Below are 17069 nucleotides of genomic sequence, written 5' to 3'. Positions count from 1 at the left end.
CGATCAGGAGGCGACGGGCACGGTGCCCGAACGCACCGGCTCGCTGACGTCGTACAGGAACTTCGATACCTCCCGGTACGAATCCACAAAGCCCACCTCGTGGTAGGGGATGGCATTGCGGTCGCAGTACGCCTTGACGATCTCCCGGCACTTGCCCAGGTTCATCTGGGGCATCGACGGAAACAAGTGGTGCTCGACCTGGTAGTTCAGGCCGCCGTAGACGAAGTCGATCAGCGGGGACGGCTTGATGTTGCGCGAGGTGAGCACCTGGCGCTCCAACCACTCCAGCGATTCCTCGTCCGTCCGAACCGGCATTCCCTTGTGGTTGGGGGCGAACAGCATGCCGAAGTACACGCCGAGCACCATCTGCTGCACGATTACGAACAGCACTGCCCTGAGCGGGGACATCACCCAGAACACGGCGCCGAGGAAGATCGCGGCATGCGCCAACAGCAACGCACCCTCGACCCAGGGACTCTTGACGACCTTCTGCCGGAGTGCCGTGACCGCGGTGCGGTGCATCTTGAAGCCTTCGAGCACCAGCAGCACGAAGAACAGCACGCTCTGGTAGCGCACGATGAATTTGCCGCTACGGCTGCGCGCGGCGTACTGGCTGATGTCGAAGATCACCGTACGCCGACCGATGTCCGGGTCGTTCTCAAGGTGGTTGGGAAAACTGTGGTGCCGGTTGTGGTGGTTGACCCACCAGCCGTAACTGACCCCGTTGACCAGATTGGCATGGATCCGGCCGACGAAGGTCGCGGCGGCCTTGTTGCCGAACATGGCCTTGTGCGCGGCATCGTGCCAGAGGAAGGCGCTCTGCCCGCCGTACAGGCCCATCCAGACCGCGACCACCAGTTGCCACCAGGAATTACCCAATTCGAAGAAGGCCACCAGACCCACCGCGAAGATCAGGGTGTTGAACGCGATCTTGGCGAGGTAGCGCTTAGGATGCAACTCCATCAGGCCGGCCTGTCGGACCAGTGACGAGACCTCGCTGAACTTCTTTCCGGTTTCGACGACATGTCTGGTGTCGAAGCCCGGCGTCAGGGTCGCCAAGGAGGTCGCCTGAGTGGCGCCCGGCGGCGACGTGATTGGGGCGGCGTTGCGCATGGATTGCTCCTTCGGATCTGCGAGGCTTGCGGAACGGGTTTTCGGCGTACCACCCAGCGTGGGAGGCGCGACTGATTCGGCCCTGATTGAGTGCTGACACCGATCCAGGTCAGTGCGTAGTACGGCGAGTGCGCGATGGCGTCGTGCCATCGGTAAAGATGCGGTCGAAGCCGGTGTAGGGAATGAGTGCGCCCGGAATTCGGATGGAGCCGTCGTGCTGCTGGTGCTGTTCGAGAATGGCGATCAGGGTGCGCCCGAGCGGCAGGCCGGAGCCGTTCAGCGTTGCCGCGAAGTCCTTGCCGCCGTCGGCGGACCGGGTTCTGATCTTGGCGCGGCGGCCCTGGAACTGGCCACAGTCCGAACAGGAGGAAATCTCGCGATAGCGCTGCTGGCTGGGCAGCCACACCTCGATGTCGTAGGTGAGTTGGGCGCTGAAGCCGAGATCACCGGCTGCCAGGCTGACCACCCGGTATGACAGTTCCAGTTCCTGCAGGCAGCGTTCAGCGTGGGAGACCAGCAGCTCCAGCTGAGCCGAACTGTCCTCGGCGGAACAGATCCGGACGAGCTCGACCTTGCCGAATTCGTGCACCCGGAAGATGCCGCGGGTGTCGCGGCCGTAGGAGCCGGCTTCGGAACGGAAGCAGTTCGTATGGGCGACGAGCGCCAGCGGCAGATCCGCGGTAGGCACCGTCTCGCCGGCGTACAGGTTGTTCAGCGGCACTTCGGCCGTCGGAATCAGGTACAGCTCGCGATCACCGACCTCGGTGCGGAACAGATCGCCGGCGAACTTGGGCAGTTGGCCCGTGCCGGTCATGGTTTGCCGGGTGACCAAACTCGGCACGGTGTACTCGCGATAGCCGTGCTCGACGGTGTGCAGATCGAGTAGGAAGGCTGCCAGCGCGCGTTGCAGAATAGCCAGTGCATCACTGGTGACACTGAATCGGGACCCGGCCAGCTTGGCTGCCCGGGTGAAGTCGATCAGTCCGGTTTGCTCACCGAAGTCGGCATGGTGGCGCACCTCGAAGTCCGGTACCACTGGCTCGCCGAACCGGCGAAGCTCGACGGCGTCGGCCTCCGAGATTCCGTCCGGGGCCCGATCTGCGGGCAGGTTGGGCACATCCAGTAGGAAGTCGGTGACCGCTGCGTCGACTGCCTTGTGCTCAGCCTCGAGTTCCTGCGCCCGTTGCTTGATCTGCCTGGCCCGGTCGCGGGTCACGGTGTGGTCGGCATCGGGCTCGCGCGGTCCGGTCTTGGCAAGCCGCTTGGACTCAGCACGCAGCTTGTCGAGTTCGTTGCTCAGATCCTTGCGCCGACCAACCAGATTGCCCAGACCGTCGAGGTCCAGCACGAATCGGCGCCTCGCCAGTTGAGCACGCGCCTGATCACCGGCGCGCAGAAGTACCTGCGCATCATGCATGATTCGTCCTTTTCTGGGAGTGCGGACTGAGGGCGCTGTCTCGGTGAGATCGCGGTGGGATCGGAGCCGGCTACGCGCCGGTGAGTACCAGGACGGCGTTCTGGCCGCCGAAACCAAGGGAATTGCTCACCGCGACCTCCAGCTTGCGAGGTGTCACTCGATCGGCGACCTCGATTCCGAAACTGGGTTCCACGGTGGCAAGGTTGGCAGTCGGCGGTACCTGCTGGTCGCGAATGGCCAGCAGCGCGAAGACTGCCTCCGCGGCACCGGCGGCGCCGAGCAGATGTCCGGTGACGCCTTTGGTCGAGGTGACCAACGGCTGGGTTCCCAGCACCCGCTCGATGACCGCGGCCTCGACGGCATCGTTGAGCGTGGTGGAAGTGCCGTGTGCGTTGACGTGGTTGACCTCGGCCGGGCTGATGCCGGCATCGGCCAGCGCGGTGCGCATGGCCCGCTCGCAACCGGCCCCGGACGGGTCTGGTGAGGTGATGTGGTGGGCGTCGGCGGTGGCGCCGAATCCCGCGATGAAGCCGCGGATGGTGGCGCGACGGGCCCGGGCGTCGGCTTCGCGTTCGAGCACCAGAACGGCGCCGCCTTCGCCCGCCACGAAGCCGTCCCGGGACGTGTCGAACGGGCGCGAGGCGCCGCCGGGATCATCCAGCCGCGCCGACAGGGCGCCCATCCGGGCGAATCCCGCCATGACCAGCGGCGTGATCATGGCTTCGCTGCCGCCGGCCAGCACCACATCGCAGCGGTCCAGCAGCAGCAGATCGCGAGCCAGCCCGATCGCCGTCGCCCCCGAGGCGCAGGCGGTGGCAACCACCAGAGAAGGCCCGGTGATACCGAGATCGATGCACACCTGGCCAGCAGACATGTTCGGCAGCTGCATGGGCAACAGCAGCGACGAGACGTTGGAGGCCGCTTGCTCCAGCAGGACCCGGTGCTGGGTCTCGACGGTGCCCGGCCCGCCGTCGGCGGAACCGAGCACGACGCCGATCCGGGTGCCGTCCCAGCTGTGCGGGTCGAGGCCGGCGTCAGCGACGGCCTCGCGTGCGGCGAGTACAGCGAACTGGATGAAGCGGTCCATTCGGCGAGCCACCCGGCCACCGAGCAGTTCGGCCGGGTCACCCGCCGCCCGACAGCTGATGTCAATGGGCAGGCCTGCCAGTTCGGGATCGTGTCGGCCGGTCGCGGCGGCCGACAGCACACCGGCCCAGGAATCGGTCACGCCGACACCGGCTGGTGTCAGCATGCCCATTCCGGTAACCGCAACCGACATGCTCATCAGACGGTCGCCCTCCGGCTGGTCACCAGGTCGGCAACGTTGTTGAGCTGGCCGACCTCGGCCAGCTCGTCGTCGCTGATACGGACGCCGATCTCCTGCTCGATCACCAGCGACAACTCGACCAGATCGAGGGAATCCAGTCCCAGGTCCTCGAAGGTGACCCCCGGTACGAACTCGGCGCTGGGGACCTGGAACTTGCTGCACATGATCTGCTTCAGCTTTTCGTACATGTCATTGCTCCTTGGGATGTTGGACTCAAACGAACCTGGAAGGGTCGGGCGTCTGGATGGTTGATGGTGCGGATCCGGCGAAGCCGCGACGGCTACGCGGCCGGGACTGCGGCGGGCGAGCTTCCGATCGCGCTGTATGCGGTGATGTCGGGCCAACTGAGGGTGGCGGCGCCCCAGGTGAGACCGCCGCCGAAGGCCGCCAGCAGCACGCGATCCCGCGGACGCACCTGGCCGGCCTCGGCCGCCTGGGCCAGCAGCAATGGAATCGAGGCCGCGGCGGTGTTGCCGACCCGGGCGATGTTGCTGACCTGGCGGGCCGGTTCGATCCCCAGTCGCTCGGCGACCGCGGTAGAGATCCGCTGGTTGGCCTGATGCGGCACGAAACGGTCCACCTCGGCCAGGTGCCACCCGGCCCGGTCCACCGCGGTGGTGGCGGCATCGGTGATCCGGTGCACCGCGTGCCGATAGACATCCTTGCCGCGCATGGTGAAGTACTCATCATTCGGGGTTCGGTCCCGGCCGGAACTGCGGCCTCTGGCGCCTCCGCCGGGAATGCTGATCAGATCCCCCAGGCCACCGTCGCTGCCCAGCACACAGGGCCCCACCGCGCCGGGCTCATCCGCGTTCCCGGCCCGCAAGACCACCGCACCCGCGCCGTCACCGAAGATCACCGCGGTAGTCCGGTCGGCAGGATCGATGATGGTCGAGAATGCTTCGGCTCCGATGAGCAAGACGTGGTCGGCGAGTCCGCTGGCGATCAATCCGGCGGCACTGGCCAAGCCATAGAGAAAGCCGGTGCAGACCGCCGACACGTCGAAGGCGGCCACGCCGGTCAGCCCGAGCCTGGCGGCCACATCGGGGGCGGTGGCCGGACAGAGCCGATCCGGGGTGGTCGTTGCGAGCACCACCGCGTCCACCGCACTGGTGCCGGCTGACTTCATCGCGAGCAGACCGGCCTCGACAGCCAAATCACCGGTGGAGAGGCCGCCGTCGACGAGGTGGCGATGCTCGATCCCGGTCCGGCTGGTGATCCACTCCTCGGTGGTGTCCAGCCGCCGCGTGAGCTCGGCATTGCTCACCCCACGCGGTGGCAGCCAGGCCCCGGCACCGCAGACCACCGCATGCCGCCCGGCCGGTGGTTCCGAGCGACTCACGAGCGCGCCTTGCTTCCCGACAGCACGCCCTCCAAGCCCATGTATGCCATTCGGGACTCGGCCATCTCGTCGGTCCACCGCTCCGCGGTGTCGTAACGCTCGTCGGGCGTGGTGTCCAGCAACAGCCGGCCAGGCCACACCTCGTAGTCGGCGAGCAACTCGGCATGTTCGAACATGCCCCGCTGGAACAGCTCCTCGCGGGCCATCACGTACTTACGGTCAGGCAGCTCGTCCCACATGCGCTCTCCCTCGGCGAGGATCTCCAGCAGCCGGGGGCGGTACTCCGGGTGCGCGATCAGGTGTTCACGGATCACCGAACTGCCGACGGTGAGGTGCCGGATCTCGTCGATAGCGGCGCCTCGCGCGATCTCGCTCGCTGCGGGATCGAGCAGCTTCCACTTGCGCTCACTGAGTTCGGCGGCGGGTGCCAGCACGCCCTCGATGACGATCGTGAAGATGGCGACCGCACCGGCAAAATCACCCTCGTCGCGCATCACTCGAACCGCGAACTCCTCGACCGGATCGAGAACCTCGGCGGTGTAGTCGGCCGACGCCGCTTTGATGGTGGACAGCAGGGTGTCGGCCGGGACCCCCATGTCGATGAGGTGATTGCGAAAGACCATCGAGTGCCGTGCCTCGTCGATCAGCTGGGTGGCGAAGAAGTCCATCGTCGGGATGTCGGGTGCGCCCGCGACGTAGTGTGCGAGGATGCGGGTCGCCTTTTCCTCGGCGATCGAACGGTAACCAAGCTCCAACATCAGTGCCTCGCGCAGTGGGCCCGGTGTGCGCATCCACTCCGGGGTCACGACGCCGGCCTCATACCCGGTCCGGGTCCGCTTGAGCAGCGTGCCCTGGGCCACTGAACCGAACCAGTACGGCAGGTCGCACTGCTGGGCGGTCAGGGTCAGGCTCTTGGCGCCGTCGAGCAGACCGGGCGCGGTGTTCCAGGCTGCCTCACGCTGAACGAGATCGGTCATCTTCAATACCTTTCTGGAGTTGCGGAAGGGGATCAGCAAGTCGCACGCTGACGCTGAGCGACGGTGGAACCGACGATGCCGGCGAGGTGTCGGCGATCGCCCGGGTGGTGCGGGTCTTGTTCAGCGCGGCGCTGACCGTCTCGAACTGCTTGAACGGGACGGGTTCGAAGTCGAGGGCGAACGGCTTGAGGAAATTGCCGAACAGCGCGCGATCACCGAAGATGTGGAACGGCACGATGAGCAGGGCCCACTCCCAGCCGATGGTCAGCCCCCACAGTCCGACCACCACGGTCTGGGTGATCATGCTGTGCATGGTGTTGTAGAGGACGTAGTAGACCTTGGAGATATGCTTGGTGCTGCTGCGGTGGTAGGCGATGGCGCCGGGGATGTAACCGACCAGGTCGATGTACAAGAACAGCGCAACGGCGGGCAGCCAGCGCACATCTCGGATGTGGTAGGCGAACAGACCGGTGACTATGGCCAGCCATACCAGGTACTCACCGCGATGCAGCCGATAGGTGTTTCGTGATTCGAAGGGATTCGCCTGGTCCATGGCCGTTATCCCTGCACGCCGGCGGCGACCGGGTCCGGGACGGGATCGGGCGCGTCCTCGCCGGTGAGGTGCACGACGTCGAACAGCCCGACCACCGACCATGCCACGGTCTCCTTGATGACCCGCTCGGCGATCGGGTCAAGGATGCCTTCGAGACTGGGGATGCCGAAGTCGAAGTCAACCTCGAAGTGCAGCGCGGTATCCGCGCCGGTCTGGGTCAGTGTCCACCGCCCGGCGAACTCGTCGAAATCGCCGTGTTCCTGCTCGAACTCGATCGTCAGGTCATCGATGAGGAACCGTTCGTGCTCGGTCCAGCTGAGCAGCCCGCTGCGGAAGTGGAGCTCCCAGCTGGAGCTGCCGGTCGGCTCCGGGCGGGTCCGGTGCACCACGGTCGACTGCACATGGGGGGCGAGGTCTGCGTAGCGGTCGAACCGCAGGACCTGGTCATAGGCCTGCAACGCCGACACATCCTCGATAAGAGCGTCCACGGTTACTCGACGCATGGTCACTTACCACCTTTCGGCATGCTGGCGCGGTTCGCGATCAGGTCGCGGGTCGCGCGGTCGAAGGCGCGGAGGAGGTACTCCACGTCGGAATCGGTGAGAATTGCCGGCGGGGTGAACCGGACGATGGCGTTGCCGTTCATGGAGTGGTTGGCGACGACGCCGTGGTTGAACAGTTCGATCAGCAGTTCGCCGGCCAAACCGGCCTCGACGAACTCGATGCCGATCATCAGCCCGACACCACGGACCTCGACGATCAGGTCATCGCAGTTCTGCCGAGCGATGCGCTCGATCTCGGACAGCAGCCGGGCGCCCAGATCGGCCGCTCGGGTGACCAGTCGCTCCTCCTTGATCGCCTGGATCGCGCCGCAGACGGCGGCCATCAGCACTGGGGCACCGGAGAACGTCGAGGTGTGGATGTAGGGATCCTTGTCGAACGGGCTGAACGTCTTTCGATTGGCGATCGCGGCCGACACCGGCAGCACGCCGCCGCCGAGAGCCTTGCCGGTGAGCAGCACGTCCGGTATGACGCCCTCGATATCGGCGCCCCACCATTCCCCCAGCCGGCCCAGGCCGGTCTGGATCTCGTCCAGGATGAGGAATCCGTCGTAGGTGCGGCACAATCGCGAGATCGCGGTCAGGTACCCCGGGCTCGGCAGGATTACGCCGCCCTCGCCCTGCACCGGTTCCACCACGACGCACACCTCACCGGGATGCATCGCGAGTTCGGTCTCCAGCGCCAGCAGATCGTCGAAGGGAACATGCGTGACGTCGGGCAGCAGCGGCCGGAACGGCTTCTGGTACACCTCTTTCGCCGTGACCGAGAGGGCCCCCATGGTCTTGCCGTGGTAACCGCGCTCCATGGAGACCAGTCGGCGCTTGCCGTTGGCCCGGGCCAGCTTGATGCCGGTCTCGGCGGCTTCGGCTCCGGACAGCGCAAAGTGCACTCGGTCCAGACCGCTGGGTGTGATGGACGTCAACGCCTCGGCGGCCCGGGCGACCATCGGTTCCAGCAGGATTCGAGTGGCGATCGGATGGGTGTGCAACTGGGTGAGCACCGCATCCATCACGATCGGGTGCCGGGCGCCCATGATGAACACCCCGTAACCGCCGCAGTTCAGGAACTTCTCACCATCGCTGGTCTGCAGCCACGAGCCCTCGGACCAGACCTCCATGTGGCTGCCGAACAACTCGGCGAGGGTGGCGCGGCCCTTGCTCAGGTGCGCCCGGTACAGGGCGAGGATCTCGGCCTCGGTCTCCACCGGCTTGGCGTCGACAAGCGTCATGATGTGCCTTTCTGGGATAAGTGATTGCTCGGTCGATCAGGACAGCTGCAACGGCCCGCCGGCGAAGTAGTCCAGCAGCGGTTCGGCAGCACTCGTGCGCGACGGCGGATGGAAGGCCAGTGCCCGCAGGGCTGAAGACAGGTAGCCGATGTCGGGTGATCCCATGAACGCGGTACCGCCGAGCAGCTCGACACCGAGGTCGGTGGCCGCGGCCAGCGCGGTCTGGATCGCATACCGGCAGACCAGCACCGCGGCCACCGCATCGTCACCGCTCAGCCCGTCGTCGACCCGGCGGGCGACCCCTTCGAGCTGGGCGATTGCGGATTCGATGCCGACGAGCACTGCGGCCCGGTCGGTGCTGCTGCCCTTGGCCTTGGTCAGCAGCTGCTCGGCCAGCGCGCTGGCCGCACCGGTGTAGACCGAGGTGATCAGCATGACGAACCAGACGAAGCCCGCGGTCTGCAGGTCGTCGAGCCGGTGCGGGTCGTCGGGCCGGGTTCGGATCATCAGCTCGTCGGGGACTCGCACTGCGTCGAGACGAATCTCGTCACTCTCGGCGCCGGCCAGCACCGGGGTGCCCCAGAACGGCTTGATCGAGATCCCGGCGCTGCTGGCAGGCACCAGCGCCAAGGCCAGCGAGGTCTGGCCGGTCTCGTCGGTGAGTGCGACGCTTGCGGTCAGCAGATCCATCGAGCCGGACAGGCTGCACGGCTTCTTGCTGCCGTTGAGCACCCAGTCCTCGCCGTCGCGTACCGCGGTGACGCTGGGCAGCAGAATGTTCTGGTTGGTGCGGCCTTCGGACCAGCCCGAGGCCATCAGCAGGCCATCCGTGACGACCTTGTTCAGCATGTCGACCTGGGCCGGGCTGAGGCGATCGGTTTTTGCGGCAAGGGAATACAGCATGGCGGCGGTGAAATGGTGCATGCAGACCGCTGCGCCCAACGAGGGGGAGTAGGACGACAGCCCGCGCATCACCCGGACCGCGCTGAGCGCCCCAGCCTGAGAGCCATTGAATTCGGCCGGCACCAGCAGACCGACGCCGTCGTGCTTACGGAACATCTCGATGACCGGGCCGCCGACGGACTCCCGCTCGGCGAGTGGAACGCCCGCCAGCGCCTGGCACAGTCCGGGGTGGTACTTCTCACAGGTCTCTCGTGCGGCATCCAACGAGCGCATGACGGTTCTCCCCAATTCGAGCGAATGTGATTGCGGTTGGTTGATCCGGATCAGCCGAAGACGGCATCACGTGGCCGGACACCGCGGGCGATGCTGACTCCCTGGAGGTGCGAGGTCTTGAGGATCGGGTAGTTCGCCTCACCGAAGGCGCCACCGGTCAGGCCGGTACCGCCGTGAGTGGGCAGATATGGCAGGAATCCGATGTGCGAGTCGTTGACCTTGAGCAGGCCGGCGTTGCCCACGTTGCGCACGAAGTGGTCGACGACCTCATCCGAGCCGGTCCACAGGGAGTTGCGCAGTCCGTAGGAGTTGGCGTTGATGAACTCGATCATCAGGTCGAGCAAGACATCGTCCGGGCCGGGCTCGGCGACCACAATCGGCACCATCGGGTAGAACGTCTCGTGGGCCACCACGTCGAGTTCCCTGGCACCGACCATGCCGTCCACCCGCAGCACCGTCGGTTCGAGGAACACCCCGGTATCCGAGGGTGATCCGTCAACCTCGACCCGGCGGCCGCCGGTGATCAGGTGCGCCCCCTGGGCGATTGCCTGGTGCAGCTGGGCGAAGAACTTTTCGCTGCGGCGCACCGGTGACAGCAGGACGTCGGGATCATCGGGATAACCGGGCTTGATCCGCGCGATCTGGGCGACGACTTCGACGATCAACTGGTGGGCGATAGCGGGATGGGCAATTACGTATTTGGGCACCATGCAGATCTGGCCGGAGCCGAAGAAGCACTCGGTGATCGCCTCGGCCGCCAACTCGAGGTTCGCATCGTGCCATACCACCAGCCCGTCGTTGCCCGCCAGTTCGAGAATGGGCTTCTTGCCGTTCGCGACGCACCGTTCCTGCAAGCTCAGGCCCTCTTCGCTGCCGCCGATGTAGAAGATGTCGTTCACATCGGGGTGTTCGATCCAGCGGTCGAGAATTTGCTTGGGCTGACCGCAGATAATGTTCAAGACGCCGGGCGGTGCTTCCAGCTGTTGCAGTAGCGGTACCACCAGTTCGCGCAGGACGTACATCGTGCTCAGCGGGATACTGCGCGGGGCCCGCACCACGACGGCGTTGCCGGCCATCAGCGCGAGCACGGACAGTGCCGCGCTCGGGGCGGGCGCATTCTGTGGCGGGTTGAAGCACACCACACCGTCGGCCTGGCGCCGCACGATCAGCCGGCGCGGGCCGTGCTCGAATTCGGTGTACATCTGGTCGGCGTACCACGAGCAGCTCTCGGGGCTGAAGACCTGCATGAGGCAGCTGAATTCCCATTCGGCCAGCTTGCGCGGGTGTGCCTCGGCCACCAGCACGTCAAGGAATTCCTCTCGGTGACCGATCAATCGCTCCCGGAAGAGCTCGCCCAGCCGAAGCCGCGCCGCCAGCGGCGCCGCGGCCCAGACCGGTGTGGCTGCGGCGGCCGCCTCGATCGAGGAATCGATCTGGTCGGTGCCCGCGACTGCGCATCGGCCGACCACGTACGGGTGATTGCGCGCGTCGGAGTGGGGGTCCTGTTCCAGGGTGCGCTTGAGCTTGACTGCGGTGAACACGTCTTCGAGCAGGGCCCGGGCGGTCACGGTGTAGACCCAGCCGACGCCGGGCACGTCGTTGCCGGCGATGTAGGAGTCATAGCTGCGGAACGCCGGTTCGCTCGGCTGGGTCTGGACGGGCCGGACCTCTCGAATCCGGACGCTGTTGCCACCCATTCGAACTCCTCGGGTTGTGGGGTTTGCATACTGGGCGAGTCGTTGGATGAATTCATTTCACCGTGCTGAAAGCAGTTTTGCCGCCGTTACTGATCGGCCACTGACATGTTTCTGACCGACATCGGCGCTAATTTGAACGCAGGGTTAGCGGCAGCTAGCTTATTGCGAGTTCCAGAAGTCGGGCGAGCTCGCCAGCCGGGCATAATTCCAACTCACCGAGTGCGTCGGCGACGGCGGTCGAGCCACCCTGGTCGAGAAACTTCGTCCTGACCAGTTCTCGGTGTCGCAGCCGACTGTCGGCACCGGCCGCACCGATGGGGATGTCGCGCTGGCTGCAAAACGTTCGGCCGTCGCGCAGTCGCACCGTCACCCGGGCCGGCGTTCGTTTGGTCGCCGACTCGAACGTCTCGGCCGGCTGCGCCGGGTCGATTGCGAATCGAGCCAGCGAGCTGGTGCCGAACGCGCCGAGCCAGCCGGCGGCCACCGCGCCGGCATGCCGGACCGCCTCGCCGAACGGCGCGGTCGCGGCGAACAGCTGCGCGGTCAGTTCGGGATCCTCGGTGAGCCGGACCCGTTCGGCCAGCGCCCAGCGGCGCTGCTCACCGAGCGCCGGCTCGGCGAAGTCAGCGACCGTGAGGGTGCCGGTGAGCAGGGTCGAGGCAACTGCGTACGGGGTCGTTAGCAGTAAGGCGCTGATCGGCGTGGCCGCGCCGTCGAGGTACTGCTCGGCCCGCCCCGCAGCGAAGAGGGTGTAGATCGAGGCGTCGATGTCGATGGCGGCCACGTCCTGGTCGATCGAGACCCCGGCCGCACGCAACTGTCGATGCAAGTCCAAGCAGCAGTCCACCGCCGCGTCGATGCCCGGTCCTCCCGGGCGAACCTTGAACGACAGAGTGTCGGTATACCAGCGTCGGCCCAGGCCTGCGATCACCTCGGCGGGCAACGGCACCGTCGCAAACCGGGCCAGGAAACCGTCCGGATGTTCGAGGATGTCGGGTGCGCCGCGTAGCCCGGCCGCCGCCGCGTCGCACGCGTCCATGGCCGCTCGCACCGGCACGAAGGCATGCAGCACCTTGGCATCACTGCCGAGGAACCCGTGCATGGCCGGCCAGCTAGGGGTGCTGAAGCTCAGGCCCAGGGCATCGATCCAGCGCTGCGCCGGCGCCGCCTGCACATGCAGCCGGCCGGCCACGGCACCGGCCAGGTGGGTGTGCAGCGCACTCTGCCCTCGCAGTGGTCCGAGCGTCGCCGCCGCGGTGATCCGGGCCGCGCACTCGTCGGCTGCGATCACGGCGGCCAGCAGGGCAGCACCGGAGCGCCCTTCGGCGTGGGCATAGGCGACCGGAACGGACACCGTCGAGGGGCCCAGATGTCCGGCGTAAGCGGTGTCATCGAGGTTCAGCCATGAGCCCAGCGCCGCGAGCACCGCCGCGGACCGGCCGGTATCGGCCTGCAGCGGCGGCCCGTAGGCGGCGAGCAACCGGCGACCGAGCGGGTGCGCGAGGCCGGCCCGGATGGCCGCGAGCTGGGACAGCACCTGGCTGGTGGCCAGGCTGGCGACCCGGCTCGGGACATCGTCCAGCCGAAGCGAGCTCGCCCAGGTACCGAGCTGGACCGCCAGTGCCGGCTCGGTCACCGGATCGATTGCAGGCCGGCAAGACCGGTTCGGCACAGCACCGGCAGCACCTGCGGCAACACCTGCAGGGTGACCGAGGTGAGTTCGGTGGTGGCGAGTTCGCCGTCGTGCTCGAAGCTGATCGGCACGCCGTCGGTGCGCTCCACGGTAATCCGGCTGCCGCGCGCGTAGACGACACCCAGCAAGCCTAGGTGGCCGCCGGTCAGGGTCAATTCGGGGACGTCCACGGCCGCGACCGGGCTGCCCACGACGCAGACGTCGAGCAGCCCGTCATCGAGGATCGAGCGCGGCAGCACCTGGTAGGTGCCGCCGCGGAATCGGCCGCCGCCCACGTTGGCGAAGACGGTGTCACCGGAGTGCACCTCGAGCCCGTCGACCAGTACCCGGCCGGCATAGGGCACGAAGTCGACGGCAGTCCGCGCCAGCGCGATCCGGTACCGCTCGGGTCCGGTGACCGGCACCGACCGAGCCGTGGTCAGGGCTTCGGCGATCAGTCCGGAACATGCGCCCAACAGCACCAGTTGGTCGAGCTCGACGAGCTTGGCCAGGTCGAGCAGCCGGCGTTCCGCTCCGGTACCGCTCAGTGCGGCCACCACCGCCTCGCGCCAGTCCAGCCGGCCCCACTGGGCCAGATAGCTGGAGTTGCCGGTGCCGGCCGGTACCACTAGCAGGCTGGGCAGCTCGGCGCCCTCGCCCGTCCCGAGCAGGCCCTGCACCACCTCGCGCACGGTGCCGTCGCCACCGACCGCGATGACGACGTCGGCGCCCTCCCGGACTGCGGCGGCGGCGGCTTGCTCGGCATCACCGCGGTCGGCGGTCAGAAAGACGTGCAACTTGCTGACCCGGGCCTGGCACCGGCCGACCAACTCGGCGATGAGGTCAGAGTCGACTTGGCCGGCAGTCGGATTCGCGATGATGTGGGCGACTCGGCAACGGGTCGGTGTGGTCATCATGGCGACCACGGTGCCCCTGGCCGCTGACGCGTTCCTGACGCGGGACGCGTGCACGGCCAATCCGACGACGCGCCATCAATTGCATGTCTCGATTGGCTGGAGAAGTCGGTGCGAGAAACTACTCGCCAGGTAATGCGGACCGCCACAAGCGCACAGCTGCTTCGGGGCGCTCCCGAACGAGAGGTTCGGCCGTGACTGGGGCATTCGTTGCTGAAAACCCAGCTGAGACACCGCTACCTGCCTGTAGTCACCCGCGCCGGCAGCGGACGCTCAATGATGGTCGATCACCGGGTCAAATCGGCTGCTATCTATCGACACAACCCCGCCCTCGGGCCCAAATGAGACGGAAGGAGGTCCCCGTAGGGCCCGGTGGGCACTCGACGCTTGCGTATGCCCGGAACACGTGACTAAATCTGATTGCAGTCAAGGGCGACGGAATAAGTGCGGATCTACCGAATAGTCGTCGATAAAACCTCCTGCAGTCAACCGAAGAGGAACCAGGTCATGGCAGAAATTACGGCAACCCGCATGTACGACGCGGTCCGCGATTTTACGGGTGCACAGAATCCGAGTGCATTTCTTGCGGTCAATAGTGGCAACCTGTATTTTTCGCTGCCGGACACCGAGGGTGCGATCGCATATCGTCAGACCGGCAAGTACCTGGTTCAATTCGGCGGCCCGTTCGCCCCGACAGAGTCCTATGACGCGCTACTGACCGCCTTTCGCGAATTCGCGACCGAGCAGGGCAGGTCGGTGGTGAGCATCCAGCTGCAACAGGCCGATGCCGTGCGCTACGTCGAGACCGGTTTCACTGTGAACCAGGTCGGCGCCTCCTACGCCATCGAGCTCAGCCGATTCTCGCTGGCGGGGACCCGATTCATGCGGTTGCGCAATAAGATCGCCCGGGCGCACAAGGCCGGTCTGGTGGTCTTCGAGGCCGACTACGCGGACTGGGCCGAGCAGATGCGTGCGCTGGACGCGATCTGGTTGCGTGGCAAGGGCGAGGAGGTGCACCAGCTCGAGTTCCTGGTGGGCGAGTACGGCGGCGAGATGCAGGGCCATCGGCGGCTGTTCATCGGCACCATCGACGGCGAACTGGCCGGCTACATCTCCTACTCCCCGGTGTTCGGGGCCAGGGCCGGTTGGATGCACGACCTCAGCCGCCGGATTCCGGGCAAGCTCCCGGGCATCATGGAGGCCATCAACAAGGCCGCGATTGACGCCTTCGGCGACGAGGGCATCGCCTGGCTGCATTTCGGGTTCACCCCCTTCACGGGGCTCGACGCCGATCGCGAACTCCCGGGCCACAGCACCGCATTCAGTGAGCTGACCGGGCTGCTGTGGGAGTACGGAGAAGCGGTCTACCCGGCGAAGACCCAGCTGGCCTACAAGGAGAAGTGGGCTCAGCATCTGGTGCTGCCGGAGTACGTCGCCTTCGACGGGCCCGCGGATGTCGCGGCGTTCGTCCATGTCTTCCGGGCCTGCGGCGCCCTCTAACCGGATTCGTCCCCATAACAAGGAGATCGATCATGACTGTCACCATCGAAGAGCAGGACGCCACCGAGGCGCCGACTGCCATCACCGGTACGCCGGCTGAGAGCGACCAACCCGCCACCGATCCGCAGCGGGTGGAAGCCGGGCACAAGGTGCTCGAGATGTTCGCTGCGGTGTGTGGGGCACCCGACGATGCCGCCGTCGCTACTCAGGCGAATCAGGCACTGGCCGAGCTGCAGGCGCTGCTCGACGCGTCGTGAGCGCGCCGTACCCCAACCTACGATCCGGTTTCCCGGGAGAGCCCATGTTGCTGGCCGACAAACGCCTGCTCGTAACCGGCGTGTTGAACGAGAGGTCCATCGCCTACGCGGCGGCCGAGCTGGCATTGCAGCAGGGCGCCGAGGTGGTGCTGACCGGGTTCGGGCGCGGACTGCGGCTGACCGAACGCTTCGCCGAGCGGCTGTCGCCAAACTGCCAGGTGCTCGAGATGGACGCCACCCGCCCCGACCATCTCGATACCGTCGCCGATTGGTGTGACAAACGCTGGGGAAAGCTCGATGGCGTGTTGCACAGCATCGCCTTCGCACCGGCGACCACCCTGGACGGTGGTTTTCTGTCCGCGCCCTGGCCCGAGGTCGCCCAGGCGTTCGAGGTGTCCACCTATACCTTCGCCGCCTTCGGCCGGACGTTCGGACCGCTACTGGCTCAGGCCGGCGGCGGTTCGCTGGTCGGGCTGGACTTCGACGCCGGCCAGGCGTGGCCGGGCTATGACTGGATGGGGGTGGCCAAGGCTGGACTGGAAGGCTGCTGCCGGTATCTGGCCAACGCGTTGGGCCCGGCCGGAACACGGGTCAACCTGATCGCCGCCGGCCCGCTGCGCACCATCGCAGCTTCGGCCATCGGCGCCTTCGACGGTTTTGAGCACGCCTGGGCCGCACGGGCCCCCCTGGGCTGGGACGTTCGCGATCCCTATCCGGTCGGCCGTGCCGTTTGCGCCCTGTGGTCGGACTGGTTGCCCGCGGTCAGCGGCGAGGTGCTGCACGTCGATGGCGGGATGCATGCCATCGGCGGTGGAACCGTCGCGATCCGGCAACAGCAGGCTGGCGGGGCAGCCGCTCCGGCACAGGCCGCGGTATGAGAACCTTCGCGCATCCGGCCGAGCTGGCGCCGTTGGTCGGTGAACGGCTCGGTGCCAGCGGCTGGCGGTCGATCAGCCAGCCATTGATCGACAGTTTCGCCGCCGCCACCGGCGACGAGCAATGGATACACACCGATCCACTGCTCGCCGAGGCCGGCCCGTTCGGCTCGACCGTTGCACACGGCTACCTGGTGCTGGCCATGGTGCCCCGGCTGCTGGGCGAGGTGATCTCGGTGCAGGGCGTCGGGCTGGTACTGAACAAAGAGGTGCACAAAGCCAAGTTCCTCACCCCGGTGCCGGTCGGCAGTCGCGTTCGCATCGAGGTCACCCTGCAATCGGCGCGCAGTCGGCCCCGCGGCTTCTGGGAGGCCGCCTTTCTGATAGCCGCCGAGCTCGATGGCCAGACCAAGCCTGCGGTGTCCGCAGAACAAGTCCTTCTCTACCAAGAGAGCTGAGA

At 66.6% G+C, this 17069-nt stretch carries 17 protein-coding genes; 4 read left to right on the top strand and 13 right to left on the bottom strand.

Annotation, left to right across the window (positions count from 1 at the left end):
- Positions 1-3 precede the first annotated feature (3 nt).
- The 13 genes from RM423_RS12185 to RM423_RS12125 all read right to left on the bottom strand — a co-directional run bounded on the left by RM423_RS12185 (position 4) and on the right by RM423_RS12125 (position 13980).
- Positions 4-1113 (bottom strand): fatty acid desaturase family protein, encoded by a 1110-nt coding sequence (locus RM423_RS12185; RefSeq protein WP_311423302.1) that lies wholly within the window; start codon positions 1111-1113, stop codon positions 4-6.
- Between the two features lie 109 nt (positions 1114-1222).
- Complete coding sequence (serS, locus tag RM423_RS12180; protein WP_311423301.1) at positions 1223-2530, bottom strand: serine--tRNA ligase; 1308 nt, start codon at positions 2528-2530, stop codon at positions 1223-1225.
- A 70-nt stretch (positions 2531-2600) separates the two neighbouring features.
- Positions 2601-3815, bottom strand: coding sequence for a beta-ketoacyl-[acyl-carrier-protein] synthase family protein (locus RM423_RS12175; protein WP_311423300.1), 1215 nt, complete (start codon positions 3813-3815; stop codon positions 2601-2603).
- Positions 3815-4045 carry an acyl carrier protein gene (locus RM423_RS12170; RefSeq protein ID WP_311423299.1) on the bottom strand — a complete coding sequence of 77 codons (231 nt, stop codon included), beginning with the start codon at positions 4043-4045 and terminating at the stop codon, positions 3815-3817. The genes RM423_RS12175 and RM423_RS12170 overlap by 1 nt, the downstream gene beginning before the upstream one ends.
- A 92-nt stretch (positions 4046-4137) precedes the next feature.
- Positions 4138-5199, bottom strand: coding sequence for a beta-ketoacyl-ACP synthase III (locus RM423_RS12165; protein WP_311423298.1), 1062 nt, complete (start codon positions 5197-5199; stop codon positions 4138-4140).
- Positions 5196-6176 (bottom strand): ferritin family protein, encoded by a 981-nt coding sequence (locus tag RM423_RS12160; protein WP_311423297.1) that lies wholly within the window; start codon positions 6174-6176, stop codon positions 5196-5198. Before RM423_RS12160 ends, RM423_RS12165 begins: the two co-directional genes overlap by 4 nt.
- A complete protein-coding gene (locus RM423_RS12155; protein ID WP_311423296.1) occupies positions 6154-6729 on the bottom strand; it encodes a hypothetical protein in 576 nt (191 codons plus the stop codon). Before RM423_RS12155 ends, RM423_RS12160 begins: the two co-directional genes overlap by 23 nt.
- Positions 6730-6734: 5 nt before the next feature.
- Positions 6735-7232 carry a type II toxin-antitoxin system RatA family toxin gene (locus tag RM423_RS12150; RefSeq protein ID WP_311423295.1) on the bottom strand — a complete coding sequence of 166 codons (498 nt, stop codon included), beginning with the start codon at positions 7230-7232 and terminating at the stop codon, positions 6735-6737.
- Positions 7233-7234: 2 nt separating this feature from the next.
- Positions 7235-8518, bottom strand: a complete 1284-nt coding sequence (locus RM423_RS12145; RefSeq protein ID WP_311423294.1) for an aspartate aminotransferase family protein — start codon at positions 8516-8518, stop codon at positions 7235-7237.
- 36 nt (positions 8519-8554) lie between these two features.
- Positions 8555-9694, bottom strand: a complete 1140-nt coding sequence (locus RM423_RS12140; RefSeq protein WP_311423293.1) for an acyl-CoA dehydrogenase family protein — start codon at positions 9692-9694, stop codon at positions 8555-8557.
- 50 nt (positions 9695-9744) lie between these two features.
- Positions 9745-11391 (bottom strand): aldehyde dehydrogenase family protein, encoded by a 1647-nt coding sequence (locus RM423_RS12135; RefSeq protein ID WP_311423292.1) that lies wholly within the window; start codon positions 11389-11391, stop codon positions 9745-9747.
- 154 nt (positions 11392-11545) lie between these two features.
- Positions 11546-13027: an MmgE/PrpD family protein gene (locus RM423_RS12130; protein WP_311423291.1), complete on the bottom strand. Its 1482-nt coding sequence runs from the start codon at positions 13025-13027 to the stop codon at positions 11546-11548.
- Positions 13024-13980 (bottom strand): diacylglycerol/lipid kinase family protein, encoded by a 957-nt coding sequence (locus tag RM423_RS12125; protein ID WP_311423290.1) that lies wholly within the window; start codon positions 13978-13980, stop codon positions 13024-13026. Before RM423_RS12125 ends, RM423_RS12130 begins: the two co-directional genes overlap by 4 nt.
- 504 nt (positions 13981-14484) lie before the next feature.
- On the opposite strand from RM423_RS12125, the gene RM423_RS12120 reads away from it, so the two are divergent.
- Genes RM423_RS12120 through RM423_RS12105 form a run of 4 tightly spaced genes read left to right on the top strand, consistent with a single transcriptional unit; the run spans position 14485 to position 17067 of the window.
- On the top strand, positions 14485-15477 hold the full coding sequence (locus RM423_RS12120; RefSeq protein WP_311423289.1) for a DUF2156 domain-containing protein: 993 nt from the start codon (positions 14485-14487) through the stop codon (positions 15475-15477).
- Positions 15478-15509: 32 nt separating this feature from the next.
- Positions 15510-15734: a hypothetical protein gene (locus RM423_RS12115; protein ID WP_311423288.1), complete on the top strand. Its 225-nt coding sequence runs from the start codon at positions 15510-15512 to the stop codon at positions 15732-15734.
- Positions 15735-15778: 44 nt separating this feature from the next.
- On the top strand, positions 15779-16612 hold the full coding sequence (gene fabI / locus RM423_RS12110) for an enoyl-ACP reductase FabI (protein ID WP_311423287.1): 834 nt from the start codon (positions 15779-15781) through the stop codon (positions 16610-16612).
- The gene (locus tag RM423_RS12105) at positions 16609-17067 is read left to right on the top strand and encodes a MaoC family dehydratase (protein WP_311423286.1); all 459 of its coding nucleotides are present in this window, start codon (positions 16609-16611) and stop codon (positions 17065-17067) included. The genes fabI and RM423_RS12105 overlap by 4 nt, the downstream gene beginning before the upstream one ends.
- Positions 17068-17069: the final 2 nt, after the last annotated feature.

It is taken from the genome of Jatrophihabitans lederbergiae (assembly GCF_031845305.1).
In the GTDB taxonomy this organism is placed as follows: Bacteria; Actinomycetota; Actinomycetes; order Mycobacteriales; family Jatrophihabitantaceae; genus Jatrophihabitans_A; species Jatrophihabitans_A lederbergiae.
The sequence above is the reverse complement of the archived record's forward strand: the minus strand, read 5'-3'. Positions and strand labels throughout refer to the sequence as shown.